Genomic DNA, 23,618 nt, shown 5'->3' with positions numbered 1-23,618 from the left:
CTGATATACTTTCTCCATGCGGAGGATGGTGTCAGGACGGGATACCGCCTTTCACAGCGGCCGACGGCACGATTGCGCGGACGACGGCGCCCCTTCCGTTCAGATCCACTCCTTTCGAAAATAGTCAGGAGATCCGGACTGTAACGAAACCCGATATTCGACGGCGATCCCGATCGCGCGAGCAGCGACGGCGAAAACACGCCACGCTTAAGCGGCCGCCACGAGCACTGTCTGTCATGACCCGGGGGTTCTACATCGGCCGATTCCAGCCGTTTCACAACGGTCACCGCAGCATGGTCGAGCAGATCGCCGACGACGTCGACGAACTCGTGTTGGGGATCGGCAGCGCCGACGACTCGCACACGACCAGAAACCCGTTTACGGCCGGCGAACGGATCATGATGATCACGAAGTCGCTCGTCGAGTACGACCTCGTCACGTACGCCGTTCCGATCGAGGACTTAGAGCGGAACTCGGTGTGGGTCAGCCACGTCCAGAGCATGAGCCCCGACTTCGACGTTGCCTACTCCAACAACCCGCTGGTCATCCAGCTCTTTCGCGAAGCAGATATCGATATCCGCCAGTCGCCGATGTTCAACCGCGACGTGCTCGAAGGCAGCGAGGTCCGCGAGCGGATGATCACCGGCGGCGACTGGCAGTCGCTGGTCCCAGAGCCGGTCGTCGACGTCGTCGAGGAAATAGGCGGCATCGAGCGGATTCAGATGGTCAGCGATACGGACTCGAACGGAGGCTGACGCGTCCGCGCGGCGGCGAGCCGGCCGTCACGGGCGGCCGAATTCGTCGATCACTTCGAGGACCTGTTCGACCCCCGACGCCCGCAGCAGCGGTGGTTCTTCCAGAATGCGGTCGCGTGACCAGAACGCCGCGGTGACGGCGTCCGACCCTGCTTCGAGGGTGCCCGAGGCGACTCGCAATGGGGCCGCGTAGTTGATCGACACCATCGTGTGCCCGCTTTCAAACTCGAGGAATCCGGTGTCGAGCAACGAGAGATCGGCCGGCGCGACGGAGAGTCCCGTCTCCTCCGCCAGTTCGCGAGCCGCGGCGACTGCCGGCGGTTCGTCGGCGTCTACGTGCCCGCCCGGCAACGCCCACGAGCCGACGTCCGCCCCCGCACCGCGCTCGATGAGGAGGGCGCGGTGCTGGTCAACGACGGTCGCGCGGGCCATCGGGACCGGATTCCGGTACAGCGTCTGATCGCACGCGCCATAGTGAGGGAGCCGATCGCCCTCGTGTCGACGATCCGTGAGCCGGTCCCCGCACCACGGGCAGTACTCGGGTCGATCGCGGCCCTGTGAGGGGCCACGTCATGTCTCCACCGTCCCGGGCGCCCGAGAAATCCGTACCGCCTTTGCCGTCTCGGCGGCTACGCACGCGCATGATCACGCTCGCGTCGGATTTCGGCTCGCCGTACCCCGCGGCGATGAAGGGCGTCGTTCTCCAGCGAACCGACGCGCGACTCGTCGACGTCGCGCACGACTTCCCCCGGCAGAACGTCCGCGCAGCGGCGTTCTGGCTGCGCGAAGTACTGCCGTACTATCCGTCCGCGACCCACCTCGTCGTCGTCGACCCCGGCGTCGGCACCGATCGGAACGCGATCGTCGTTCGCGCGGGCGAGCACGCGCTCGTCGGGCCGGACAACGGCGTTCTCCTCCCGCCGGCGCGGCGACTCGCGGTGGACGACCCGCTCGAGACGTACGCGATCGACGAAACTGCGCTGGAGACGGTCGAGCCGACTGCCCCCGCAGAGCCGACGCTTGACGCGCCCACCGGCGACGGGAGATCGGATGAGGCGACGGGCGCGACCGATCGGCGGGGCCCGGCGAGCAACACCTTCCACGGCCGGGACGTCTTCGCGCCCGCCGCCGCCGCGGTTCACGACGCTCCGCTCGACGACCTCGATTCGCTCCCGTTTCTCACGGCGAGCGAGCACGAGGCGGATCTCGCCCTCCCGACGGCGACCGTCGCGACCGATCGCGCGAGCGGCGAGGTGCTGGTCGTCGACGGCTTCGGAAACGCGATCACGAACGTCCCAGGGTCGTTCCTCGCAGATCGGCAGACGATCGTCGCGAACGGCGAGGAGGTGCCGGTTGGAGAGACCTTCGCAGCCGTCTCCCCCGGCCAGCGACTCGCGACCGTCGGGAGCCACGGCTACGTCGAACTGGACGTCAATCGCGGCCGCGGCGACGAGGCGTTCGGACTCGCGACCGGCGACGAGGTCGTCCTCGAAGCCGACGGCTCGCGACCGTCGTAGTCGACCTGCCGTCCGGGCACGACGAACGACGGTGAACCCGACGAACCGTTTCGACGGCGATAAAAAGCGGAGATCGAACCGGCGACGATTCGGCGGCTATCCGGCGGTTACTCGGCGGCGATGACGTCGTCGATGCGGACGATCATCGTCGCGGCCTCCGTGGCGCTCTCGATCGCCTCGCGCTTGACGTCGGCGGGGTCGACGACGCCGTACTCGAACGGGTCGGCGATCGTGACCTCCTCGCCGCTGGTGATCAGGCCCGCGCGGCCCTCGGACTCGTGGGCGGCACGGAGGTCCACGAGCGCGTCGATCGGGTCCTGGCCGGTGTTGGCGGCCAGCGTTCGCGGGACGACGTCGAGCGCGTCGGCGAAGGCCGTCACGGCGAGCTGCTTGCGACCCTCGATGCCGGCGGCCTCCGAGCGGATCTTGTCCGCGATCGCGATCTCGGTGGCGCCGGCGCCGGGGACGACCTCGCCGGATTCGAGCGCCGTCGCGACGACGTCGAGCGCGTCGGTGATGGCGCGCTCGAGTTCGTCGACGACGTGTTCGGTCCCGCCGCGGACGAAGACGGTGACGGTTTCGGCGGCCGCGCCGCCCTCGACGAACGCGAGATCCTCGTCGCCGAAGGAGTCGGTGCGGATGCGCTCGGCCTCGCCGAAGTCTTCCGCCTCGAGGTCGTCGAGGGCGCCGACGCGGGTCGCGCCCGTCGCGGACGCGATCTTGCGGGCGTCCTTGTTCCCGAGGTCCTCGAAGACGAGGACGCCCTCGTTGGCGAGGTAGGTGCTGACGCGATCGTCGACGTCGTCGGTCGTGAAGACGACGTCGGTGCCGCTCTCGGCGATCGTCTCGGCGTAGCCCCGGACCTCGCTCTCCTCCGCGTCGAGTGCGGCGTTGAGCTGGTCGATCGAGTCGATCGCGTACTCGGCGTCGACCTCGCCGGTTCGGACGCCGAGTTCGACGTCGAGGATGGCGATCGAGGCGTCCTCGACCGACGCGGGCATCGCCTCGTGGGCGGGCTCCTCGTCGATGATGATGCCGGGGACGAGTTCGGTCGCGTTCGAGGAGGCGCCGATCTGGGTGTGGACGGCAACGTTGTCGCGCTCGACGCCGTCGTCGCTCTCGACGTGGCGGATGGCCTCGACGACCGTCTCGGCCAGCGTCTCGGCGGTGAGACCGCCGGTTCCCTTGCCGGTCATACTCGATTCGGCGACCTGCTTCAGGACGTCGTCGTCGACGTCGGCCTCGCTGACCTGTTCGGCGATCGCTTCGAGGGCGATTTCCGCGGCTTCGTGGTAACCCTCGACGATCGTCGTCGCGTGGACGTCCTGTTCGATCAAGTCCTCGGCCTCGCCGAGCAGGTTGCCGGCGATCACGGCCGCCGTCGTCGTCCCGTCACCGACTTCCTCCTCCTGCGAGTCGGCGACCTCGACGATCATCTGCGCCGCAGGGTGCTCGATGTCCATCTCGTTTAAGATGGTTGCCCCGTCGTTCGTGATGACGACCTCGCCGCTGGAGTCGACGAGCATCTTATCCATCCCGCGGGGGCCGAGCGTCGTCCGTACGGCCTCGGCGACGGCCTTGCCGGCCATGATGTTCGACGATTGGGCGTCGCGACCCTGCGTTCGCTGACTGTCCTCGCTCAGAATGAACATAGGCTGTCCGCCCATGCGTCGCTGTTGTGCCATGGTTATCCTCACTAACCATGTCGTCAGCACTTCTATATAAAATTTTCTGTACCGGCGCCGCTCCGTCTGGCGATTGCGCGTCGAAGCGATCGGCGCAACTCGGTGAGGCGGACGAGAGTCGGTTACGCACCCGAGTAATACGCTTCTGACGCCACGAAAGTCCCTGGCCGGCATCTGGGAAGCTTCCGCTCAATGTCGGATCCCTTCAGCCCCGTCCGCGTCGTCGGATCGGACTCCCACTTCGGGCGGGAGTGAAAGGGGCTTTCACGGCGTTTTCGATCGGGGTACGGGACCCTCCGGCGGCGAACGGGACCGAGTCGGTACGAAGATATAGATCGGTCGGAAACAGTCCCGTGGGATGCTGGAGCTGGAACACGGGTTTCGTATCGTCGACGTCTACGCGCGTCTCGCGCCGGGCGAGGGGACCGGCGACTACGAGCCGATCACGCCCGATCGGCTCGAACGCGAGCAACACCAGGCGGGGATCACGAGGACCGTCGTCTTCCCGCCGCCGCAGCCGGAGACGAGCTACGTCGCGGCGAACAACGGGGTCGCCCGGGGCAGCGTCGATCGCCCCTTCGTCGCGTTCGCGCGGATCAACGGGACTCGACGCCCCGACGAGACGGCCACCGGCCGCCTTCGCAATGCCGTGAGTCGTCGCAAGGAGTACCACACCACGCCCGAGGACGTCGAACGGTACGCCTACGACGATCGGTTTCACGGATTCGTCCTCGATTCGGGGGTCGACGACTACCCCGATACGGATCTCCTCGCCGTCCTCGAGGACGTGGGCCTTCCGGTTCTCGTCGAGGGTGGCGTCGAGGCGCCGCCCGAAACCCTCGCAGCGATGCTGTTCGAGTACGACTTCCCGGTGATCGTCGCCCACTTCGGCGGCCACCCGCTCGATCGATCGCTCGCGAACGAGATGATCGACCTGCTGTCCGAGTACGACGACTGCTACATCGAGACGAGCCTCGTCAGGTACCGCCGGGAACTCGAGCGCGCCCTACTCGAACACCCCGATCGGGTGCTGTTCGGCAGCGGCGCCCCGGCCTGCCACCCCGACGTCGCCGTCATGGAGATTCTCACGCTCGACGTCTCCGAGGACAAACTCTGGCGCGCCTTTTCGAAGAACGCCTGCCGCGTGATCGACGTGCTCGCACCGGATGCGGAACGGCCGGGGTAGCCCGCGACCGACGCTGCGAGAACGCGACGATCGCCGGCCGGCGAACTCGACGACACCCGCGACCGCCGCGACTACCGTAAGGGAATCGACGAGCGGGATGGGGATCGAGGCTCTGACTGTGGAGAAGTAACGAGGGAAGGAGCGAATTCGGACGGTCAGCGCCGATCGTAGATCCGGACCGCCCGGTCGTGTCGCGTCGAGACGCCGTTCGGGTTCCGTCGGGCCGATCGATCGGCGAAGCGGGCCCGGACTCCGTCGGCGAGCCCCGACGCGGTGCTCCTGACGACGTCGAGCCCGTCGTCGAACCAGCCTGTCGGCGTCTCCTCGCCCGCGAAGATCTTCCGCACGCCGCCGACGCCGTCCCGGACGGCGCTCCCCGCCGCCCGGCCGAAGACGGTGGGACGCGGGCCGTAGTTCTTGACGAGGCGGTAGGACAGTCCGTGGTAGGCCGTCCCCCAGTCCGGATCCGCGCGGCCGCCGTCGGCGCCGATCTCGCTTCGGGCAGCCATCGCCGGCGCCCAGGTGACCTCGAACCCGAGGCCGGCCACGCGATGGGCGCAGTCGGTTGCGCCGTCCGTCTCGAGGTACTCGTCGAACCCGTCCAGCGCCTCGAGGACGGTCCGATCGAACGCGACGTTGTCGCCGTCGAACTGCGTCACTCGGCGGCCGGCGATCGTCTTCGCCGTCCCGTCGCGATCAGTCGACCCGGCGTCGGTGACGGGGCCGGTGACGACGTCCGCGCCGGCGATCGCCCCCTCCAGCGCGTCGTACCACCCGTCTTCGACGACGTACTCGCCGGCGAGAAACGCGACGACGTCGCCGGTCGCGATCTCGAATCCGGCGTTGCGCGAGACGTTGGGATTTCGCTCGGAGATCTCCACGAGCACGTCCACGTCCGATCGGTCGCGGACGACGCCGGTCGTCCCGTCCGACGAGGGTCCGTTGACGACGACGACCTCCGTCGACGAGGGCGTCCGCTCGCGGAGGACGTCCAGACTGGAGAGTAGCTGCTCTCGGTCGTTGAGCGTCGACACGACTACCGAGAGCTCCATACTGAACTGTAGCATTCTCCGACGGTAAAAAGAGGACGGGTTCGCGTCAACGCGCGACCTCGCGGGATCGGTGTCACCGGACGCGCGTGTTCCAGTACGATACCGACGCGAGGTGGTCCGTCACCGGCAGCGCGCCGATCGTCTCGTCGATCGCGCGGATCGGTTCCGCGAGGACGTTCGGGATCGATCGGTAGAGCCCGTAGGGAACGATGAAGTCGTCCTCGACCTCGACGAGGGTAAGGTCGGCCTTCGCGAGGAGGACGCTCACTTCGCTCTTCGAGTAGAGTCGTGACCCCATCGGCAACGCCCAGTTGTAAACGCTGCGGGAGCTGAACCGGTTGAACGTATCGAAGACGATCTGTTCGCTCGAGACCCGTCGCATCTCCCGCAGAAACGCCTCCGGATCGTCCGCCAAGTGGAAAAATCGCATCGCGATCACGGTATCGAAGTGATCGTCCGGGAACGGCAGCCGCCCTGCGTCACCGCGGAGGAACTCGAGCGTGCCCTCGAGATCGGCATTTCGCGCTTTCCGGCGCCCTTGCTGTAACATCGCTGCAGAAATGTCGAGTCCCACGACGTCGGCCCCGCGCTCGGCGAGCATCACGGTGAACCGCCCGGTACCGCAGGCGATTTCGAGTACGTTCCGATCCTCGACGGGCATGATCGCGTCCAGGACGGCCGTTTTCTCCCGCTGGTCGATCAGCTGCCCGCCGCGAGAGAACCGCTTATCGTCGTACTCCTCGGCCACGTCGTCGGCCTGGTACCACTCCTGTCCTTTCACACTGGACGCAACTACAGGAGTCGGAGGATAAAACGATACTGGAGTTACTCGACCGGTGACCGGATCGTTCGATCGGAACCGCACCGATTCACCCGCTCGACGGCCGTGGTCCCGGGGTTTTTCCGTCATCGCTGGTCGGAGTGCAACAACTGCCCTAACCGTCGCGTTGACCCCCCTGGAGCGCGAACGGTCGACACATTGACGGCCGATTCGAGCAGCCTGCTCGACCCCCTATATAAACGTAATCGGCCGACGGCGGAGGGATGCAAGTGGTTGTGTTAATACATCATTTAAACGCCTTAGACAAACTTGACTATTCGTATCCACATATAGGGAAGCTTTACCAGCACGGTCTCCGGTGGGTGTAGGTATGAGCATGAGTACCGCTGAGGACAGTGCTGCAACCGCGGAAGAACCCCTCTCGGAGGACGAGTACCGCGACCGGCTTCGAGAGCTGCCGCCGAGCGCGAAGCTCGTCGCGAAGGTACTCGAGTCGGACTCGCCGCTCTCCCAGGGACAACTCGCCGAGGAATCGCTACTTCCGGACCGGACCGTTCGCTACGCGCTTAATCGCCTGGAGGACGTCGGACTCGTCGACTCCCGGTACAGCTTCCGGGACGCGCGCAAGCAGGTCTACTACCTGAACCACTGACCCATCCCGCGATCGTCGATCGCTCGTCGGCCGTCCGGACCGGGGGCTCCGGACGGTCGACACGCACTTTTCTATTCGGTCTCCAGTTCGCGTATGAACGTCACTCGCCACGCCGTGTCGGTGCCGACGCGCGCGCCGACCGGAACGACCAACGCGTACCTGCTCGGCCACGATTCGGCGGCGCTCGTCGATCCCGCCGCGCGAACCGACGACCTCGATCGGCTCGTTCGCGAGCGATCGGTCGAACACGTCCTGGTCACACACACCCACCCCGACCACGTCGGCGCCGTCGACGCCTACGCCGAGGAGACCGGCGCGACCGTCTGGGCCCGCTACGGACGCGTCGACCGGTTTCGAAACGCGACGGGGCGCGACCCCGATCGCGTCTTCGCGCCGGGAACGACGATTCCGATCGGCGACGATCGCGCGACTGTCCTCGACGCACCCGGCCACGCCCCGGATCACGTCGCCGTCGTGGCCGGACGCGACGGCCCGATCCTGTGCGGCGACTGCGCTCTCCGCGAGGGCAGCGTCGTCGTCGGCGCTCCCGAGGGAGACATGCGCGCGTACCTGACCACGCTGCGTCGGCTCCGGGCGATCGATCCGCCGACGCTCTATCCTGGCCACGGACCCGCGATCGACGCGCCGCGCGACGCGCTCGAGCGCCTGCTGTCCCACCGGTACGAGCGCGAGCGCCGCGTTCGATCGGCGGTCGCCGACGGGGCGACGACCCTCGACGAAATCCTCGACGGCGCCTACGAGAAGGAGCTAACCGGCGTTCGGGATCTCGCACGCGCGACCGTCCGCGCGCACCTCGAGAAACTGGCCGTCGACGGCGCGCTCTCGTGGGACGGCGAGCACGCGACGATGGATCGGGGAGACGCCTGACGCGACCCGCGAAGCGGTCCGCTGCGATCGCCGCCCGCTTACTCGTTCGAGGTGAGTTGGAACTGCATCGTCAGCTGATCTTCGATTTTTACCTTGACGCCGCCGAACTCCTCGGCGATCTGGGTTCGGGCCTCGGAACTCGGCTCGATCGTCGTCGTGACGGTGTTGCTGTTGGCGTTGTACTCGATCTTGCCGACGATGACGTCGAACGCGAAGAGTTCCGGGACCTCCTCTCTGAGGAGATCGCGGACGTCGTCGATCTCCGACTGGACGCTGGCCATCTCCTCGTTCAGCGATGACATTAACGGAGCTAGGTCGTGTGAACAGGTAACGGTTTACACTGCATCCTCGGGCCGGCGCCCGGTCCCGTCTCGCGTTCGGGACGTCGATGCGACTTCCTTTTCCGCGTCCGCGCGAAAGACAGGTCGTGCAATCGCTGGAGGCCGAACTCGAGCAGGCCCGCGCGCTCGCCGTCGCCGACCTCGCCGACGCGATCGAGTCGATCGGGTTCGAGTGCACCCGCTGTGGCGCCTGTTGCAAGGGGACCGGCGAGGACGAACACACCGCGACGGTGTTCCCGGACGAGGTCCGCGAACTCGAGAGGACCGGCGGTCTCGACGGGGAAGACGATACCGACGGCGCCTCCGACTGGCGCGACGTCGCCCGACCGATGCCCTACGGCCTGCGGGAAACGGCGGACGGCAACCGCGAGGGCGAGACGTTCGAATGGGCGCTCCAGACCGACGGCTGCGGCGACTGCGTCTTCTACGAGGAGGACGAGTCGGGCACCGGCGCCTGCGTCGCCCACGACGATCGGCCGTTGATCTGTCGCACCTATCCGTTCAGCGTGGCGCTCGCGGGGACCAGCCAACCGATGGGCGAGGCCGTCGACAGCGTTGCGCTCCCAGCGCAACGGGAAGCCGGCGATGAAGAGGGGCTCGTCCGCGTACACGAGTGCGAGGGTCTCGGCCGGGACATCTCGCGCGAGGACGCCGAGGAGTTGGCCGCCGCGCTCAAGGAGCGAGCGGTGCGAGAACTGGAGGAGGCGATCGGCGTCCGCGACACCTACGCGCCCGCCGACCCCGATCCCGGCGAGGTCGTCGTCCACGATTCCGAAGGCGCAAAGGGGATCGACGGAACGCCGATCGACGAGTGAGTGCCTCGTGCGGCCACTCACGACGGGTCTCGGGGTCGACCGGCTCCCTCGACGCGGTAGTTATTGGGTGGCCTCGAGGATACGCCAGAGCAAGGCACCGACGAGGACGAGAACGAGGCCAAGAACCACGATCGAAACGCCGGCGAACAGCAGCGGCAAGACGATCGGCCAAAGCAATATCGCGACGATCCCGAGCAACAGCAGAATGATGACGTTAAGGCGAAACAGGATGGCGTCGTCGGACATTATATTTGCGAAGAGAGTGGATCAATAAAGCTGTTCGGGAAACGTCCGTACTCCGTAATCTACCACACGGTTCGGCCGACATCGCGACTATGAGTGTTGTACCGGGAGCGAGACCACTGTGCGGCCGAGCGAGCGGCCTTTTTTGGTCCAGATTTTTTGCGTGAGGGGGCGGCGGAGCCGGCCCGAACGCAAAAAAGGTGGTTCTTAGAACGTTTCCTCGATGATCTCGCCGACGGCGAAGTTCGACTTAACCTCGGTGACCTCGACTTTGACGCGCTCGCCGACGTCGGCACCGGGAACGATGATCACGTAGCCGCGTTCGACGCGAGCGATCCCGTCGCCCTGTTTCCCGATGTCTTCGATCTCGACGTAGCGCGTTTCGCCGACGTCGACCGGTGGCTGCGGTTCAGACGGCGCCGTCTTCGGTTGCGACGTCCCACCGTCGTCGCTCGTCTCTTCGCGCGAGATGAGCGCGACGCGATACACGTCCCCCGGTTCGATGTCGCCAGTTTCGACTTCCTGGCGCGGCACCTCGATGACGTACCGATCCTCCTCTGCCGAGACGTCCGTACTGAACAGACACAGCAGTTTTTCAGATATTTCCACAGGTAGACCCTCATTATTCCCTCTGCGCCCCATCCATAATAGAACTACCGACCGATCGTCGCCATTTGGCGGGCGAATCTGCAAGTCCTTTCGGCCGTGCGCTCAGTCGGCGGGTTCGATCGGCCCCGTCGTCGCGAACCCCTCGAGATCGACCTCGGTACCGAAATCGGCGTCGGTGACGGACTCGTAGGGTCGATTGACGACGATGTCGCCCGCGGTCCGATCGCCGACGCCCGGGATCGCGGTGAGTTCGTCCATCGACGCCGCATTGAGGTCGAGCGGGTAGGGGACGCCGGTGACCGATCGGTAGCCGTGATCGACGACGGCGACGTCGATCGTGCGGCCGAGTTCCCGTTCGCCGGGGATGCCGACGAGAAGCGGGTACGTGCCGAGTTGGCGCCCGAAGGTCGTCCCGTCCTGGTGGTACTCGAGGTGGACGTCGGGGAGGACGGTTCCGGGTGGGGCGACCCGCCCGAGCATCGGATTGTCGATCTCCTCGCGGACCTGCCGTTTGTACCGTTTGAAGAGCTTTTTATGCTCGATCGCGATTTCCGCGCCCGTGTCGTTCATGTCGGTGCCGGCGAAGGACATCACCTGCCGGATGTTGACCCGCCGAAGCATGTATCCCTCGTCGTAGACCCGGTGGAGGAACTCGAGGTTGCGCTCGTAGGTCTCCTCGCGTTCGCCCTTGAGGCCGTGGAGGAGGTTGATCCCGGGCAGGAGTTTGGGCAGGCGTCGCGCCGCGTCGACGGGGACTCCGCCCGCGCGATCGGAGGGCCTCGGGTCTCTCGACCCTCCCGGGCGCCAGCCGGCCTCCTCGTTGACGATCTTGACCGCTTCGAAACACTCATCGGCGCTGACGTTTAAGTTGTTCTCCGCCTGGACGATCGGATCGGCGGATTCGAGGCCGAACGCGGCCGTGTCGCCGGGCGTGTTGTGCTCGGCGATGATCCGGATCCCCTCCCGGCTCTCCTCCGGCCACTCGACGATCGTGATGGGGTTCATGTTGTCGAGGTGCAGCGTCTCGAGGTCGGGCGCGACCTCGCGGATCCCGCCGTAGAGTTCGCGGAGCGCGTCCGGGTTGGGCGCCTCGCCGTCGCCGCCGTAGGCGAGGATGTCGGCCTGGCGGCCGACCCGGAAGTGTTTGACGCCGCAGTCGGAGAGGGCGTCGACCTCGCCGACGACGGTTTCGGGCGGGCGGAACGACGGGTTCCCGTAGAGCGGTTCCGTGCAGAACGAACACCGGTAGGCGCAGCCTCGCGAGGTTTCGAGTTCAGCGATGAGGTATTCCGGGTGGTTCGGGTGGTGCTCGACGATGAACGCCCCGTCCCGGGCCCACCGCGACACCTCGTCGATGTCGCGCATCCGGTTGTTGAACCCCTCGAGGCCGCTCTCGACGAGGTCGAAGACGGCGGCTTCGACGTCTCCCTTGGCGACGAAGTCGAAGTCCAGATCTTGACGCTCGGTCTCGGTCGCGCCGGCGTTCTCGTCGCCGACGCCGAACTTGACGGGGCCGCCCATCAGGCTCGTTCCGCCGGCAGTCCACGCGAGCTTTCGCACCTCGTCCGGCTCGGCGGGCGTGCCGCCGACGTACTTTCCGGGGACTGTCATCCCCCCGAGGTAGATCATGAGGTCGGCCTCGTCGACGTCGCGCCACCGATCGGGCTCGTCGCGGAGGCCGTCGATCGTGTGGTACGTGATCCGCTCGCGGGGAACTCCCGCGTCGACGAGCGCCCCCGCGGCGTACCGGGGGTACGTCGAGATGTACGGCGGCACCCCGAAGTGTGCGGGCTCGTCGACGTAGCCGTCGACGATCGTCACGGACAGTGTTTCGGGGTCGGTCATGGCAGCGTATAGCTACTCGACGGGTAAAACGGTGACTACCTCCTCGTCGCGGACGCAGCCCCGATCGGGTGGCCGGCCGCGTCAGCGATCGGTCACCTCATCGAACGTGAACGCATCCTCAGTATCGGCCTCATCTGTCCGATCGGCGTCGGCCTCACGTCCGCCGAGGACGTGAGCTACGGGTGTGACGAGGGATCGGCGGCGGACTGTTCGCTCGGCGAGTACGGTGACGAGTAGCGACTCCCGTGACGCTCGGGCGGTGCTCGCCCGCGGCCAGAACGATCGGTCGATCGGCGGTGCCCGCCGGTCCGAGAATCGACGACCCGGCGCGGCCCGCCGCTACCGCCGCGTTGATGGTTCTGGTACCGATACATGCACGCATGCCACCGACCGAAGAGATCATCTGTACCGCGGAGGACTGTTTTCTCGACCTGTTCGAGAACCATTACACCTACGACGTTCCCGAGGACCTCGAGGTGTCCGACCTCTCGTGTCCGGTCTGCGGCGGCACCGACTGTCTGAAACCCGTCGAGCTGTAGTGCCGCAGCCCCGAGACGCGCGGCTGTCCCCCGCGAGCGCCGCGTTCGCGGCGACGACAACGAACTACCCGTCAGACATTTATTTTGGATTCATCAAAACCAATAAGAAGCCGCTTGTCATAGAGGTACATCCGGACATGTCCCACACGTACCGCCACCCTCCTCGCCCGGTCCCCGCGGGCGACACGAACCCCGCGAGAGGTGATGCGCCGTGAGCCTCAACGACCTCCGCAAGTCAGTCGGGAACGCGATCTACCGACAGATCGGCCGCGCGAACGGTCACCTCCAGAATCAGCGCACGCTCCCGGTCGACATCCTCGAGAACGAGACCTCCTACCTCGTCGTCTTCGACGCCCCCGGCGCGGAACCGGAAGACGTGCAGGTCCGATACCTCGACGGAAGCGTCAGAATCCGGATCGATCGGTTCCGACAGTTCTACGAGAGCTTCGAGATGCGGTTTCCCGGACGGGGAATGGGGCTCGACGGCGAAGCCGAGTTGCCCGCCGACGCCGTCGTCGATCCCGACGCCGGCACCGCTAAGCTCACCGAAGTCGGGACGCTCAACGTCGAAATTCCGAAAGCCGCATCGATTGACGACGACGATACCGACGCCGACTCGGCCGCCGAAAACGCCGGCGCCGCGACGGAAGAAGTTCCGATCGACGACTAGCCGCTGTCGCCCGATCCTCAGCCTCGGTATCAGCCCCGACTCCCGATCTCGCTATCGGACCTGGCTCTCGGCCTCGGTATCGTCCCCGCCTTCGATCCCGGTTTCGGCTCCGTCGATCGTCATCCCCGCGGCGATCTCGAACGATTCGTCGCCGTCGAATCGCGTCGGGTCGAACGGACCGATCCCCTTGCCGCCGAGGATCTGGTCGGCGATCCGCTGCCCGATCGCCGGTGCACGCATGAAGCCGTGGCCTTGGAAACCGGTCGCGACGTAGAGTCCGTCGGCGAGTTCGCCCACGAGCGGATCGCGATCCGGCGTCGCCGTACAGAGGCCAGCCCATGCCCGATCGAGATCCGTTTCGACGCCGGGGAGCCGCTCCGCGACCCGATCGAGCAGGCCCTCGGCGAAGCCCGGATCCGCGTTCCGATCGTAGCCGTCGGGATCGGCTTCGACCCGCTCGGTGCCGTCGCCCGCGAGGAGGCCGTCGGGGTGGGGCCGGCAGTAGAAGTCGCCCGTCGCGTCGAACACCATCGGCTCCGCGAGGTCGGCGTCCGCGACCAGCGCCTGCACGCGGTAGGGCTTCATCGCGATCGAGATTCCGGCGTCCGCGAGCAACCGTTTCGTGTGGGCACCGGCGGCGACGAGCACCGCATCGACCTCGCGGACCGTCCCGTCGCCCTCGCGAACGACGCGCGGCGGATCGGCGCGGACGCTCACGGGCGTCTCGGTGGCGAGCGTCGCGCCGGCGCCGTTCGCCGCGGCGGCGAGGCAGGCGGTGTACGCGGCGGGATCGGTGTAGCCCGCCGCGCCGACGATCCCCGCGACGGCGACGTCTTCCGTTTCGAGTTCGGGGAACCGATCGTCGAGTTCGTCGGGGCCGACCGCGACCGCCACGACGTCGTTCTCCTGCATTCGACGCACTTGCTCGCGGATCGCGTCGGCCCGCTCGGCGTCGCCCTCCCGCGCGAGCCAGACGTACGGACGCTCGACGAACGGGAAGGTGTCGTCGCCGGAGAGCGCCCGGAACCGTTCGATCGCCTCGGTGCCGATCTCGGCGTCGAGCGGGTCCGCGAACGCGTTGTAGCACACGCCCGCCGCCCGCCCGCTGGATTCGGCGGCGATCGAGCCTCGATCGTAGAGCGTGACCTCGGCGCCCTCGCGCGCCAGGTCGTACGCCGCCGTCGCCCCGATCGCGCCGGCGCCGACGACGGCCACTTCCAGACCCGCCCCCGCCTGCGCGAACGCGTCCGCGCCGACCGCGAGTTCGGGCTCGCCGCTCATCGATGATCACGGGACCGACGGTCCTCGATCGTGTTCAAACCGACTCGTGTCATGCCCTCCTGTGGATGCCGGAGGGTCTTATTTGCACGGGAGGTTCGGCCCCGGATTCGCGAGGCGACTCGAACCCGAAGTGAGCGTCGATCGTGACGCGACGGCGGCAGCCGATCGACGGCTCAAGAACGGAGCGACTCGATACCGCGCGCCGGATAGCCGACGATCGTCGTCGCGCCCGCCTCGTGGAGCGCGTCCGTCTGCGCGCGGAGCTCGTCTTCGGTGCCGACGACGGCGTACTCGCGGGCCGCCTCGAGCAGCACGTCTCTCGCACGTCCCGTCGCGCTCGAATCGGTCGGCGCGCCGTCGGGAAGGACGGCCGCGACGGGTCGACGCCGGGCGACGTAGGCGCCGACGGCGTCGAGCACGGCGTCCTCGTCGTCCGTCAACACCGTCGGCGCGTAGACCGCGATCTCCCCGGCGAACCCCGCCGCACGGAGCGCCCGGAGTTCCCGCGGCGTCGATCGCGAGAGGAGGTCGTACTGCGTCGCACCGGTCGCCATGGCGACGCGCTCGACGCTCTCGGTGCCGACCCACGCGTCGGGGTCGTCCGCGAGGGCGTCACCCAGCCGCGGCGCGACCGCTCGCGCGCGTTCCTCCTCGGAGAGGTACGCGGGATGTCCCGCGACAAGCACGCGCCCGATCGATTCCGGAAGGTCCGCGAGCAGCGACGCGTCGCCGAGCGGGTCGAACCCGTCGGCCCGGACCGGCGTCGTCAGCCGGACATCCGTCTCGTCGGCTAGATCGGCGAGGACGTCCGGGTCGGGGAAGTGCTCGCGGCCCTCGTAGTCGATCGCGACCGTCTCGATCGGCATCGACGCGGCGGCCGAGACGTCGCACTCGGTCGGCTTGAGGGCGATCGCATCCAGTCCGACGCGGGCGAGGGTGGTCGAGGTAGTTAACACAGAAACTCACCTCGCGCGACGAGCGGGTAGTTACAGTCGGTGCGGAACTCGATCCATCGTCTGCGCGACCATAGGCCTGCTGAGGCGCCGGCGCGCAAAAAGGTGACGTTCCGCGCATTGATTCCCATTACTCAGGATAAGCGAGTTCGAGAGAGTCGATAGAAAACACCACGGAAGCCCCTTTCAGTCCCACCCGCGGTGGTCCGGTCAGCTGCTACGGGTGGGACTGAATGAGGCTGGTGGCTCCGGTCGAGGGGCTTGCTGCGCGTGGTTCGAGAGACCCGCGGTCTCTCGTCGCTGAACCGAGCGAAGCTCGGCGAGGTCCAAAAGAGCGCATTGCGCTCTTTTGAAGATCACGAAAGACGCTCCGCGTCTTTCGAACGACCTCACTTCGGTCGGTGCTTACTGCGCCCGTCTTCCCGGAGCCACCGGGGGCTTTCGTGGTGTTTTAGCGGCCTCGTAAAAATCCTGGGCCAGATCGCGATTCAAAACTACATTCAAAGAGTCGATCGATCGACCTTCTCAGGCGCTTCGAAGTCGGTCGCGAGTTCGAGCAACTGGACGAGGATCCGACCCGTCGCGCCCCAGACGGTGTAGCCGTCGACGTGGAAGTAGTGGATGACGATGTCGCCGTAGTAGGGGTGGTCTCGGCGCTCGTACTCGTAGTTCTCCGGGTCGAGGAGGCCGGACAGCGGGAGAGCGATGATCTCGGCTACCTCGTCCTCGTCGCGGTCGTACTCCCGATCGGGGATCCGAGCGACGAAGGGCGTGACGGCGTACTCGGTGATCGTCCGGATGTCGTCGAGTTGGCCGACGATCTCCGCTTCCGACGCCCGGAGGCCGATCTCCTCGTCGGCCTCGCGGAGGGCGGTGTCGAGGATCGTCTCGTCCTCCGGTTCGGCGCCGCCGCCGGGGAAGCTCATCTGGCCGGGGTGCTCCCCGAGGTGGTCGGCCCGGCGGGTGAACAGCAGGTGGTGCTCCCCGTCGCGTTCGATCACGGGCGCGAGGACGGCCGCGTCGTGTTCCTGATCGTCGATCTCGACCGGTCGGTGGGCCGCGATCGGATCGAAGTGCAGCGTCTGTTCCGGCATGCGATCACTCGAGCGCCGCTTCCAGCCGCCGTCGGTCGTCGGTCACGTCGACGGGCGCCCACGCGTCGACGTCGTAGCTGACGTCGATCAGGCGGTGGATCCGATCGTCGTCGCCCGCCTCGATCGCCGCGTCGGCCGCGCCGGCGAACCGCTCGCACACCGTCTCACCGAGCGCCTCGCGATCGGGTCGGCGCGGGTCGACGTCGAGGATGTGCGGGAGGTCCTCCGCGTGCTCCGGCAGGGTCGGAAACGCCGTCGGGCCGGCGATGAACAGCGACTCGGCGTCTCCGTCGGCGCCCTCGTCGGCTCGGTCGTACCGGACGAGGGCGAACGACGCGAGGGCGCTATCGATCGTCTCTGCGAGGGCCGCCTCGTCGACGGACCGCCCGTCGGCCCGGAACGCGGCCTCCGCGAGCGCGCGTTCGAGCTCCGCGCGGGTCAGTCCGCCGAAGAGGTCGACCACGCCGGCGAGTTCGTCGGCGGTGGCGTCCATAGGGGGCACAACGAGTGAGGCGCTGATAAAGACTTTGAGGACGCTCGGGGCGCCGGCGGGTCAATCGTCCGCGCTGGAGCCGACGCGGCCGCCGATCCACGGCCGGGCCGCGTCGCGAACGTCGCCCGGCGCGAGCGGCGCGTCGCGCCACGGCGGCAGCCGCCGATCGAGGCCCGGCGGCGCGATCGAATCGGCGTAGCGTTCCAGCTGGTCGCGCTCGCTCGCGCGATCGTACGCGAGGCCGTTGAACGCCGCGTCGGCGCCGTACCGGTCGAGCAGCCGATCGCCGACGGCGAGGTAGCGATCGGGCAGGGTTCCGTAGTCGGGGTCGACGCCGCGTTCTTCGACCACCCGCAGGAGTTCGGCGGCGACCTCGCGGCTCATCCCCTCGAGACCCGTCTCGCCGGCGACCGCGCGGTGGTCGTGCTCGTGGCGGCCGAGGTCGACCTGCGCGGTGCCCGCGACGCCCGCGTGGTCGAACGCGGCGCCGAGCGTCCCGACCTCGAGCCCCCACGTGCGGGGCGGTCGGAGGCGGCGGGCGAGGTCGGCGGTGGCGGCGAACTCGCCGGCGAGCGCGTAGCGAAAGGCGCCGAGATACTCGAGGATCGGAGCGTCGTGGCTCGCCGAAAGCGCCCGGATCAGGGGGTCGTAGAACAGGCGGAACAGCCGGCCGTAGAGTCGGCCGTCCTCGACGCGGGCGTAGTACCCCTTCGAGAACGAAAATCCCATCGTGAGCGGCGCAAGCAGGCGACGGACGTGTCCGGCCTCGTAGCTGCGGGCGTCGGCGTCGTGGACGACGACGTACTCGCCGGCGGCCGCGGCGGGTCCCAGCGCCAGCCAGACGTCGCGTCCCTTTCCGAAGCCGCCGGACAATCCCGCCGCTCGGAGCCGCTCCTCGACGGCGGGAGCGGTACACCACAGCACCTCGATCGGGAGCGCGAACGACTCCAGCCACTCGCGGAAGGGGCCGATCCGGTCCGGCGCGGCGCGGACGGGGACGATCACCGCGGCCGGATCGAGTCGCTCGAGTTCGGCAAGCACGCGCGCGGCGGCGGGGCTCTCGTGTTCGCGGTCGGTCATCGGGACGACGACGGCCGTCTCCCCGACGGCGCGCGCGATCGCGTCGTCAGCCGCGACCCCGCCGATCCCCGACCCGCCGAGGTCGTGGAGCGTCGCGATCCGCTCCTGGACGTACTCCATCGGTGGAGTGTTCGGCCGAACCGGTAAAACGGCCACGACTCCGGCGAATCGCGCTCGATCGTCAACCGGGGATCCGACGTAGCCGTTTCACGCCCGCACGGGCGTTTCGAGCAAAAGCGATCGGTATCGATCGCACGGACCGGCCGGTGAAGCCCTCGAAAAAGCACCGGTCTTTTTCTCCCCCACCTTCGTAGGACGGCAACATGAAATCTGTCCGGAAGGCGCTCCGCGAAGGCGAACTCGAGAAGGACACGTACGATCGACTCGTCTGTAGCGAGTGCGAGAAGCCTCTGAAGACCGAAAACAACCCGGACGAGATCAAGACGCTCCGAATCTGTCCGGACTGCGACGCGCGGTGGAAGGAGATCCGGTGAGCGAAGCGGGACGTCAGTCGATCGGTGTCGCGACCGCCTTCGCGTCGGCCGCGTCGGCTCGTCCGGCCGCGAGGGCCGCCTCGACGTGGGCGGGGCGGCTCGTTCCGCCCGGCGACGATCGGACGACGGCGATCGGACGCTGAACGGGCTCCCCGTCGGGACCGCCGTGCGGCTTCTTCGGGAATCCTTGTCGCGATCAGCACGGCGCCGCAATCGACGTCGCTCGTCCGTCGCGCCGCCGGACTCGCGGAAGGTGCCCGCTGAACAAGCCCTCGGACGCGTCGCGGTAGTCCCGGATCGCCGTGCGCGCCGGGTCCGCAAGGAACACGAGGCCCCACCGCTTTTGGCGGTCAGCGTGGCAGGTACTCGTCGTGAGCTACGCGGCCCTCCGCGATCGACTGACGGCATTTCGCAACGAGCCGAAGCGCGTCGCCGCGCTCCCGGACGGGAGCGTCGATCGCTGCTACCGGGTCTCGGGACCCGGCGGCGATCGATTCGAGACCCCCGAGGCGCTGGCACGGTACCTCCGGTCGGGCGACGGCGACACCGTTCCGATCGAGCCGATCGACGTCCGACCCGGCGGACAGGCGGTCAACGCGGCGAGCCAAGTCCACGCGCTCGGCGACGACGCCGCCCTCGTCGGTCACCTCGATCACCCCGTCTTCGCGACGCTCCCGTTCGAGACGCGCTCGATGGGCTCGCCCACGGAAATTCACGCGTTCGTCTTCGACGGCGAGGAACGGCTCTTTCCAGACCGATCGACGCAGGCGCCCGACTGGGATGTCGACGACCTGCGGGACGCCGTCGAGTGGGATCGCCTCGTCGACGCGGACGCGCTCTGCTGTGCGAACTGGGCGTCCTATCGCGGTCTCGTGGGGGTGTTCGATCGGCTCGCGGAGCGCCGTCCCGACGATCTCCCGGTCGTCGTCGATCCGGGCGCGATCGAACTCGTCGGGGACGCCGAACTCGAAACGCTGCTCGGCGCGCTGACCCGCGCGGACGCCGCCGCGGACGTCTACCTGAGCGTAGACCCGAACGAGTACGGGAGGGTCGCGAACGTCGTCGACGCCTCTGAGATGCCCACCGAACGCCGCGCCGCCGCGCTGCGATCGGAACTGGAGATCGCAGGGATCGTCTCCCACGGCGCCGACGAGGCGATCGCGGCAACCTGCGAGGGGACGGCGGCGGTCGAGATGCTCGAGATCGACGATCCGATGTTTACGATGGGAGCGGGGGACCGGTTCTCTGGCGCGCTCGCGTGCGCGCTGGCTCGCGACTGGCCGCGGGAGCACGCGCTCGCGCTCGGGAACGCCTGCGCCGCGTCGTTCGTCGCGACCGGCGAGACGGCGGCTCTCGACGCACTGGAGTCGCGACTCGCGGGTGCCGGGTAGCGTCCACCGACGTCGACTTCGGCGGGACGGTTCGCTTCGGACGACGTCAGGATCGTTCGCCCGCGAGCGCCGAGAAGAGTCGATCCTCGAACTCCGGCTTGCTGATCCCGTCGGACGGGCCGATCCCCTTCATGTGATCGACCGAGATCTGGCCGCCGCCCATGCGAGCGTGGCCCCCCGCGTTGGCCATCGGGATGTCCTTGACGGCGTGGCGAAGCGTCTCGCCCATGTGGACCCGATCGTCCCGCGATCGACCCGAGAGGTGGAGCGTGCCGTCGTTCTCGCCGTAGACGACGACCGCCGTGACGCCCTCCAGTTGGACGAGTTCGTCCGCGGCCTGCGGGATCGCGTCGACGTTGCCGATCTCGCCGACGTCGCAGATGGCGAACGGCCCCTCGATGCGCTTCTCGGTGATCGCCCTCGCCTTGATCCGCAACACGTCGTCGCTGACCTTCGGGTTGGCGATCCGATCGAGTAGGTCCTCGTCGATCCCCGGGTAGAGGAACGCGCAGGCGTCGAACTCGGCGCGTGAGCAGCCGTTCGTCAGGTGGTTCGTGTCCGACTGGATGCCGTACAGCAGGCCGGTCGCGAGTTCCGGCGGGATCGTCGGCTCGCTCTCGTCCTCGGCGGCCATCGTCGCCCCGATCTCGTCCAGATACTCGGCGATGATCGACGACGCCGCGCCGTAGTCGGTGCGGACGTCGGTGAACGCCGTGCCGGCGCCGTTACCCGGGTGGTGGTCGATCACCGCGATCGGTTCGATCGTCTGGGCGCCCGTAAACCCTCGCGCCGTGTTGTGATCCACCAGCACGACCGCGTCCGCCGCCAGGTCCGAACTCGATTCGACGCGTTCCGTGTCGAGATTGAGAACGGTCCGAAACGCGCGGTTCTCCTGGTGGCGGATCTCGCCGGGAAACTGCAGCGTCGTCTCGGTCCCGACCGTGTCGGCGATCGCGGCGACGCCCATCGCACACGACATGGCGTCCGGGTCGGGATTGGGGTGCATCAACACCGCCACGTCGTCGTGGGTCCCGAGGACGCGCTGGAGCCGAACACCGGGCGGCCGTCGAAACCACCGGACGACCCACCAGCCGCCGACGCCGAGGCCGACGACGACGAGGACCAGCAACGAAAGAACCAGCGGCTCCAGCGATTCCACCGCCTCGATTGCGGGTCCAATCGCCAGTACGTCCGCCCCGGAGGCGGCAGTTGACGAGACGCTCCGGGAAACCATACCGGACAATCAAAGTGAACCCCTAAGAAATTTCCCCATGCGGTTACGTTCAGGTCGAACTGATTGTGATCGGCAGATGACGGTCCGATCGAACGTCAGGAAACGGTCCGATCGGCGACGGGCGGCGGTCGGATCAGTCGGCTGTCGAGTCCGCTTCCCGGTCGACCGTCACGCGTCCCCGTAGGCCGCGATCGCAGCGCGGTACCCCTCGCGGAAGGTCGGGTGGGCAAACTCGTAGCCCAGATCCCGAAGCTTCTCGTTGGAGCAGCGCTTGCTCGTCAGGATCCGCCGGCGGGCGGCTTCCGAGAGGCCGTCGTCCTCGAGTCGCTCCGCCTTGGTCCGTTTCGGCGGCTGTTCCAGCTCACACTCGTCGGCTAACCAGTCCGCGAACGACCACTTCGAAACCGGTTCGTCGTCGACGACCTGAACGACCTCCCCGCGGGCGAGGTTCCGTTCGAGCAGGTACCGGACCGCGCCCGCGGCGTCGTCCCGATGGACCATGTTGAGATACCCCTCCGTGACCGGCCCCTCCAGGTACCGCTCGAGGCGGTACCGATCGGGGCCGTAGAGGCCCGCGTACCGGGCGACGGTGCCGTCGAACCCGTACTCCCGCGGGAGATCGAGGGCGATCCGTTCGGCCTGGGCGAGCACCGCGGTCTTGTCGGTGGTGGGATCGATCGGCGTCCCCTCGTCGACCCGGGCGCCGCCGTGGTCGCCGTGGACGCCCGTCGAGGAGGCGTAGATCAGTCGCTCCGGCGGCTCGTCGCGCTTCCCGAAGGTCTCGATCGCCGTCCGCAGTCCGTCGACGTACACCTCGCGAGCGGCGTCGGCGCCGCGGCCCCCGCTGCTGGCGGCGAAGACGATCGCGTCGACGGCCGGAACCGCCGCGAGGTCGTCGGGATCGGTGACGTCGGCCCGAATCCCCTCGAACCCCGCCGCCTCGATCGCGTCGAGCCCCTCGGCCGATCGGCGGACACCGATCGCCTCGTGGCCGCGATCGGCCAGTTGGCGGCCGAGTTCGAGCCCGACGTAGCCGCAGCCGAGAATTGCAACGTTCATACCGGCGTTCGGTGACGGAGCGCCATAGTCGCACTGCTCCCGGAACCGCCGTCGGACGGATCTTCCGTCCGCCCCCCGTGCGGGGTCGCCGCCGTCGATCAGAAGGTACTCAACCGCAGGGTCGAATCCCGTGACAGAAACGATGTCGCGATCGAACCGCGATGCGAGCGACGTGCGATGGGGGTGGTACTGTCCACGGTGCGATCGGAAGACGAGGATCCGGCGAGATCCGTCGACGGAGACGTTCCGGTGGGAGTGTCCGGACGAGACGTGTCCGGCCGTCGGCTTCGGCTTCATTTCGAGACGCCGCGCGCGGATCGCGCTCAGGGAGTATCGCGATCGCCAGGAGAACGTGTACCGGTAGCGTACGGGAACTCGACGCCCGACGCGTCGGGCTGCGAACCGATCGGTCCGACCGGCGCTCCGTCTACGGCGCGCCGTCCGCGATGACGTACTGAATGTGGACGAACTCGTCGAAGGTCATCGGCGCCCGCCGCTCGATCTTCTGTTGGATCTCCTTTGCCTCCGCGTCGAGGTCGACCCGGCTCTCGAGCGTGTCGACGTCGAGTACCGCGGTCGACATTCCCAACAGGAGGTGCTCGCAGGCCATGGTCACGATCGCGTCGGGATCGGGTTCGTCCTCCCCGAGCGCCTGGATCTCGGCGGCCTCTTCGATCGTGAGGGCGGGCGACGCGCCGTCGGTCAGCGACTCGAGCCGGTCTCGATCGACGCCCGTCTCGTCGGCGACGGGGTCGATCCCGCGCTCGTCGACGATCGATCGGAGGTCGTCGTCGTACTCCGCCCGGAGGTCCGCGGGCGAGTCCGGGACGGTCGTCCGTTGGTCGTAGAACATACGAGCACTGAGAGCGGGCACCGTCAAGTGAATTGTCATCGTCGACTCGCCGCCGATCGATCCGGCGGGTTCGACCGGGACCGCGCCGCGATCCGGAAATCCCAAACG

At 67.7% G+C, this 23,618-nt stretch carries 28 protein-coding genes; 12 read left to right on the top strand and 16 right to left on the bottom strand.

Going from position 1 to position 23,618, the window contains the following annotated elements:
• The first annotated feature begins 236 nt into the window (after positions 1 to 236).
• Positions 237 to 755 carry a nicotinamide-nucleotide adenylyltransferase gene (locus MUH00_RS12515; protein ID WP_246999006.1) on the top strand — a complete coding sequence of 173 codons (519 nt, stop codon included), beginning with the start codon at positions 237 to 239 and terminating at the stop codon, positions 753 to 755.
• A 27-nt stretch (positions 756 to 782) separates the two neighbouring features.
• Here MUH00_RS12515 and MUH00_RS12510 read toward each other — a convergent pair whose 3' ends face one another.
• A complete protein-coding gene (locus MUH00_RS12510; protein WP_246999004.1) occupies positions 783 to 1,187 on the bottom strand; it encodes an NUDIX hydrolase in 405 nt (134 codons plus the stop codon).
• Between the two features lie 209 nt (positions 1,188 to 1,396).
• On the opposite strand from MUH00_RS12510, the gene MUH00_RS12505 reads away from it, so the two are divergent.
• Positions 1,397 to 2,272 carry an SAM hydrolase/SAM-dependent halogenase family protein gene (locus tag MUH00_RS12505; protein ID WP_246999002.1) on the top strand — a complete coding sequence of 292 codons (876 nt, stop codon included), beginning with the start codon at positions 1,397 to 1,399 and terminating at the stop codon, positions 2,270 to 2,272.
• A gap of 107 nt (positions 2,273 to 2,379) precedes the next feature.
• On the opposite strand, the gene thsA is transcribed toward MUH00_RS12505, so the two are convergent.
• Positions 2,380 to 3,924 carry a thermosome subunit alpha gene (gene thsA, locus MUH00_RS12500; RefSeq protein ID WP_246999000.1) on the bottom strand — a complete coding sequence of 515 codons (1,545 nt, stop codon included), beginning with the start codon at positions 3,922 to 3,924 and terminating at the stop codon, positions 2,380 to 2,382.
• A 391-nt stretch (positions 3,925 to 4,315) separates the two neighbouring features.
• Here thsA and MUH00_RS12495 point away from each other — a divergent pair, with 391 nt between their 5' ends.
• Positions 4,316 to 5,143 carry an amidohydrolase family protein gene (locus tag MUH00_RS12495; protein ID WP_246998998.1) on the top strand — a complete coding sequence of 276 codons (828 nt, stop codon included), beginning with the start codon at positions 4,316 to 4,318 and terminating at the stop codon, positions 5,141 to 5,143.
• Between the two features lie 155 nt (positions 5,144 to 5,298).
• Here MUH00_RS12495 and MUH00_RS12490 read toward each other — a convergent pair whose 3' ends face one another.
• Positions 5,299 to 6,195 (bottom strand): glycosyltransferase family 2 protein, encoded by an 897-nt coding sequence (locus tag MUH00_RS12490; protein ID WP_246998996.1) that lies wholly within the window; start codon positions 6,193 to 6,195, stop codon positions 5,299 to 5,301.
• Between the two features lie 73 nt (positions 6,196 to 6,268).
• Positions 6,269 to 6,976 (bottom strand): class I SAM-dependent methyltransferase, encoded by a 708-nt coding sequence (locus MUH00_RS12485; RefSeq protein ID WP_246998994.1) that lies wholly within the window; start codon positions 6,974 to 6,976, stop codon positions 6,269 to 6,271.
• A gap of 370 nt (positions 6,977 to 7,346) precedes the next feature.
• Between MUH00_RS12485 and MUH00_RS12480 the strand changes: the two genes are divergently transcribed.
• Both MUH00_RS12480 and MUH00_RS12475 read left to right on the top strand, forming a co-directional pair.
• Positions 7,347 to 7,628 (top strand): helix-turn-helix domain-containing protein, encoded by a 282-nt coding sequence (locus tag MUH00_RS12480; RefSeq protein ID WP_246998992.1) that lies wholly within the window; start codon positions 7,347 to 7,349, stop codon positions 7,626 to 7,628.
• Between the two features lie 93 nt (positions 7,629 to 7,721).
• Entirely contained in the window at positions 7,722 to 8,516 is a 795-nt protein-coding gene (locus MUH00_RS12475; RefSeq protein ID WP_246998990.1) for an MBL fold metallo-hydrolase, read from the top strand.
• Positions 8,517 to 8,554: 38 nt separating this feature from the next.
• Here the strand turns inward: MUH00_RS12475 and MUH00_RS12470 are convergent, their stop codons facing one another.
• Complete coding sequence (locus MUH00_RS12470) at positions 8,555 to 8,818, bottom strand: hypothetical protein (protein WP_246998988.1); 264 nt, start codon at positions 8,816 to 8,818, stop codon at positions 8,555 to 8,557.
• 125 nt (positions 8,819 to 8,943) lie between these two features.
• On the opposite strand from MUH00_RS12470, the gene MUH00_RS12465 reads away from it, so the two are divergent.
• Positions 8,944 to 9,672 carry a YkgJ family cysteine cluster protein gene (locus MUH00_RS12465; RefSeq protein ID WP_246998986.1) on the top strand — a complete coding sequence of 243 codons (729 nt, stop codon included), beginning with the start codon at positions 8,944 to 8,946 and terminating at the stop codon, positions 9,670 to 9,672.
• 60 nt (positions 9,673 to 9,732) lie between these two features.
• On the opposite strand, the gene MUH00_RS12460 is transcribed toward MUH00_RS12465, so the two are convergent.
• The 3 genes from MUH00_RS12460 to MUH00_RS12450 form a co-directional block, all read right to left on the bottom strand.
• A complete protein-coding gene (locus MUH00_RS12460; RefSeq protein WP_246998983.1) occupies positions 9,733 to 9,918 on the bottom strand; it encodes a hypothetical protein in 186 nt (61 codons plus the stop codon).
• Between the two features lie 204 nt (positions 9,919 to 10,122).
• Positions 10,123 to 10,524: a TRAM domain-containing protein gene (locus tag MUH00_RS12455; protein WP_246998982.1), complete on the bottom strand. Its 402-nt coding sequence runs from the start codon at positions 10,522 to 10,524 to the stop codon at positions 10,123 to 10,125.
• A 102-nt stretch (positions 10,525 to 10,626) separates the two neighbouring features.
• Entirely contained in the window at positions 10,627 to 12,369 is a 1,743-nt protein-coding gene (locus tag MUH00_RS12450) for a radical SAM protein (protein WP_246998980.1), read from the bottom strand.
• A 380-nt stretch (positions 12,370 to 12,749) separates the two neighbouring features.
• On the opposite strand from MUH00_RS12450, the gene MUH00_RS12445 reads away from it, so the two are divergent.
• Together MUH00_RS12445 and MUH00_RS12440 are read left to right on the top strand one after the other, a co-directional pair.
• Positions 12,750 to 12,908 carry a DUF7559 family protein gene (locus MUH00_RS12445; protein ID WP_246998978.1) on the top strand — a complete coding sequence of 53 codons (159 nt, stop codon included), beginning with the start codon at positions 12,750 to 12,752 and terminating at the stop codon, positions 12,906 to 12,908.
• A 211-nt stretch (positions 12,909 to 13,119) separates the two neighbouring features.
• Positions 13,120 to 13,578 (top strand): Hsp20/alpha crystallin family protein, encoded by a 459-nt coding sequence (locus MUH00_RS12440; protein ID WP_246998976.1) that lies wholly within the window; start codon positions 13,120 to 13,122, stop codon positions 13,576 to 13,578.
• 51 nt (positions 13,579 to 13,629) lie between these two features.
• On the opposite strand, the gene MUH00_RS12435 is transcribed toward MUH00_RS12440, so the two are convergent.
• From MUH00_RS12435 to MUH00_RS12415, 5 genes are all read right to left on the bottom strand, one after another.
• Positions 13,630 to 14,859 carry an NAD(P)/FAD-dependent oxidoreductase gene (locus MUH00_RS12435; RefSeq protein ID WP_246998974.1) on the bottom strand — a complete coding sequence of 410 codons (1,230 nt, stop codon included), beginning with the start codon at positions 14,857 to 14,859 and terminating at the stop codon, positions 13,630 to 13,632.
• A 173-nt stretch (positions 14,860 to 15,032) separates the two neighbouring features.
• On the bottom strand, positions 15,033 to 15,815 hold the full coding sequence (locus tag MUH00_RS12430; protein ID WP_246998972.1) for a DUF7388 family protein: 783 nt from the start codon (positions 15,813 to 15,815) through the stop codon (positions 15,033 to 15,035).
• Between the two features lie 497 nt (positions 15,816 to 16,312).
• A complete protein-coding gene (locus MUH00_RS12425; protein WP_246998970.1) occupies positions 16,313 to 16,906 on the bottom strand; it encodes an NUDIX hydrolase in 594 nt (197 codons plus the stop codon).
• A 4-nt stretch (positions 16,907 to 16,910) separates the two neighbouring features.
• The gene (locus MUH00_RS12420; RefSeq protein WP_246998968.1) at positions 16,911 to 17,399 is read right to left on the bottom strand and encodes a DUF7109 family protein; all 489 of its coding nucleotides are present in this window, start codon (positions 17,397 to 17,399) and stop codon (positions 16,911 to 16,913) included.
• 60 nt (positions 17,400 to 17,459) lie between these two features.
• A complete protein-coding gene (locus MUH00_RS12415; RefSeq protein WP_246998966.1) occupies positions 17,460 to 18,599 on the bottom strand; it encodes a glycosyltransferase family protein in 1,140 nt (379 codons plus the stop codon).
• A 203-nt stretch (positions 18,600 to 18,802) separates the two neighbouring features.
• Between MUH00_RS12415 and MUH00_RS12410 the strand changes: the two genes are divergently transcribed.
• The 3 genes from MUH00_RS12410 (at position 18,803) to MUH00_RS12400 (ending at position 20,364) form a co-directional block, all read left to right on the top strand.
• Complete coding sequence (locus MUH00_RS12410) at positions 18,803 to 18,973, top strand: HVO_0758 family zinc finger protein (protein WP_246998964.1); 171 nt, start codon at positions 18,803 to 18,805, stop codon at positions 18,971 to 18,973.
• The gene (locus MUH00_RS12405) at positions 18,970 to 19,116 is read left to right on the top strand and encodes a hypothetical protein (protein ID WP_246998963.1); all 147 of its coding nucleotides are present in this window, start codon (positions 18,970 to 18,972) and stop codon (positions 19,114 to 19,116) included. The genes MUH00_RS12410 and MUH00_RS12405 overlap by 4 nt, the downstream gene beginning before the upstream one ends.
• Before the next feature lie 228 nt (positions 19,117 to 19,344).
• Positions 19,345 to 20,364: a carbohydrate kinase family protein gene (locus MUH00_RS12400; protein ID WP_246998961.1), complete on the top strand. Its 1,020-nt coding sequence runs from the start codon at positions 19,345 to 19,347 to the stop codon at positions 20,362 to 20,364.
• 46 nt (positions 20,365 to 20,410) lie between these two features.
• Here MUH00_RS12400 and MUH00_RS12395 read toward each other — a convergent pair whose 3' ends face one another.
• Together MUH00_RS12395 and MUH00_RS12390 are read right to left on the bottom strand one after the other, a co-directional pair.
• Entirely contained in the window at positions 20,411 to 21,598 is a 1,188-nt protein-coding gene (locus MUH00_RS12395; protein WP_246998959.1) for a DHH family phosphoesterase, read from the bottom strand.
• 168 nt (positions 21,599 to 21,766) lie between these two features.
• On the bottom strand, positions 21,767 to 22,657 hold the full coding sequence (locus MUH00_RS12390) for an SDR family oxidoreductase (protein WP_246998957.1): 891 nt from the start codon (positions 22,655 to 22,657) through the stop codon (positions 21,767 to 21,769).
• A gap of 142 nt (positions 22,658 to 22,799) precedes the next feature.
• Here MUH00_RS12390 and MUH00_RS12385 point away from each other — a divergent pair, with 142 nt between their 5' ends.
• A complete protein-coding gene (locus MUH00_RS12385; protein ID WP_247003961.1) occupies positions 22,800 to 23,021 on the top strand; it encodes a hypothetical protein in 222 nt (73 codons plus the stop codon).
• Positions 23,022 to 23,084: 63 nt separating this feature from the next.
• Here the strand turns inward: MUH00_RS12385 and MUH00_RS12380 are convergent, their stop codons facing one another.
• Positions 23,085 to 23,510, bottom strand: a complete 426-nt coding sequence (locus MUH00_RS12380; RefSeq protein WP_246998955.1) for a DUF5791 family protein — start codon at positions 23,508 to 23,510, stop codon at positions 23,085 to 23,087.
• Between the last annotated feature and the right edge of the window lie 108 nt (positions 23,511 to 23,618).

The organism is Halosolutus gelatinilyticus, assembly GCF_023028105.1.
GTDB classification, from domain to species: Archaea; Halobacteriota; Halobacteria; order Halobacteriales; family Natrialbaceae; genus Halosolutus; species Halosolutus gelatinilyticus.
This window is presented reverse-complemented; position numbering and strand designations above follow the sequence as displayed.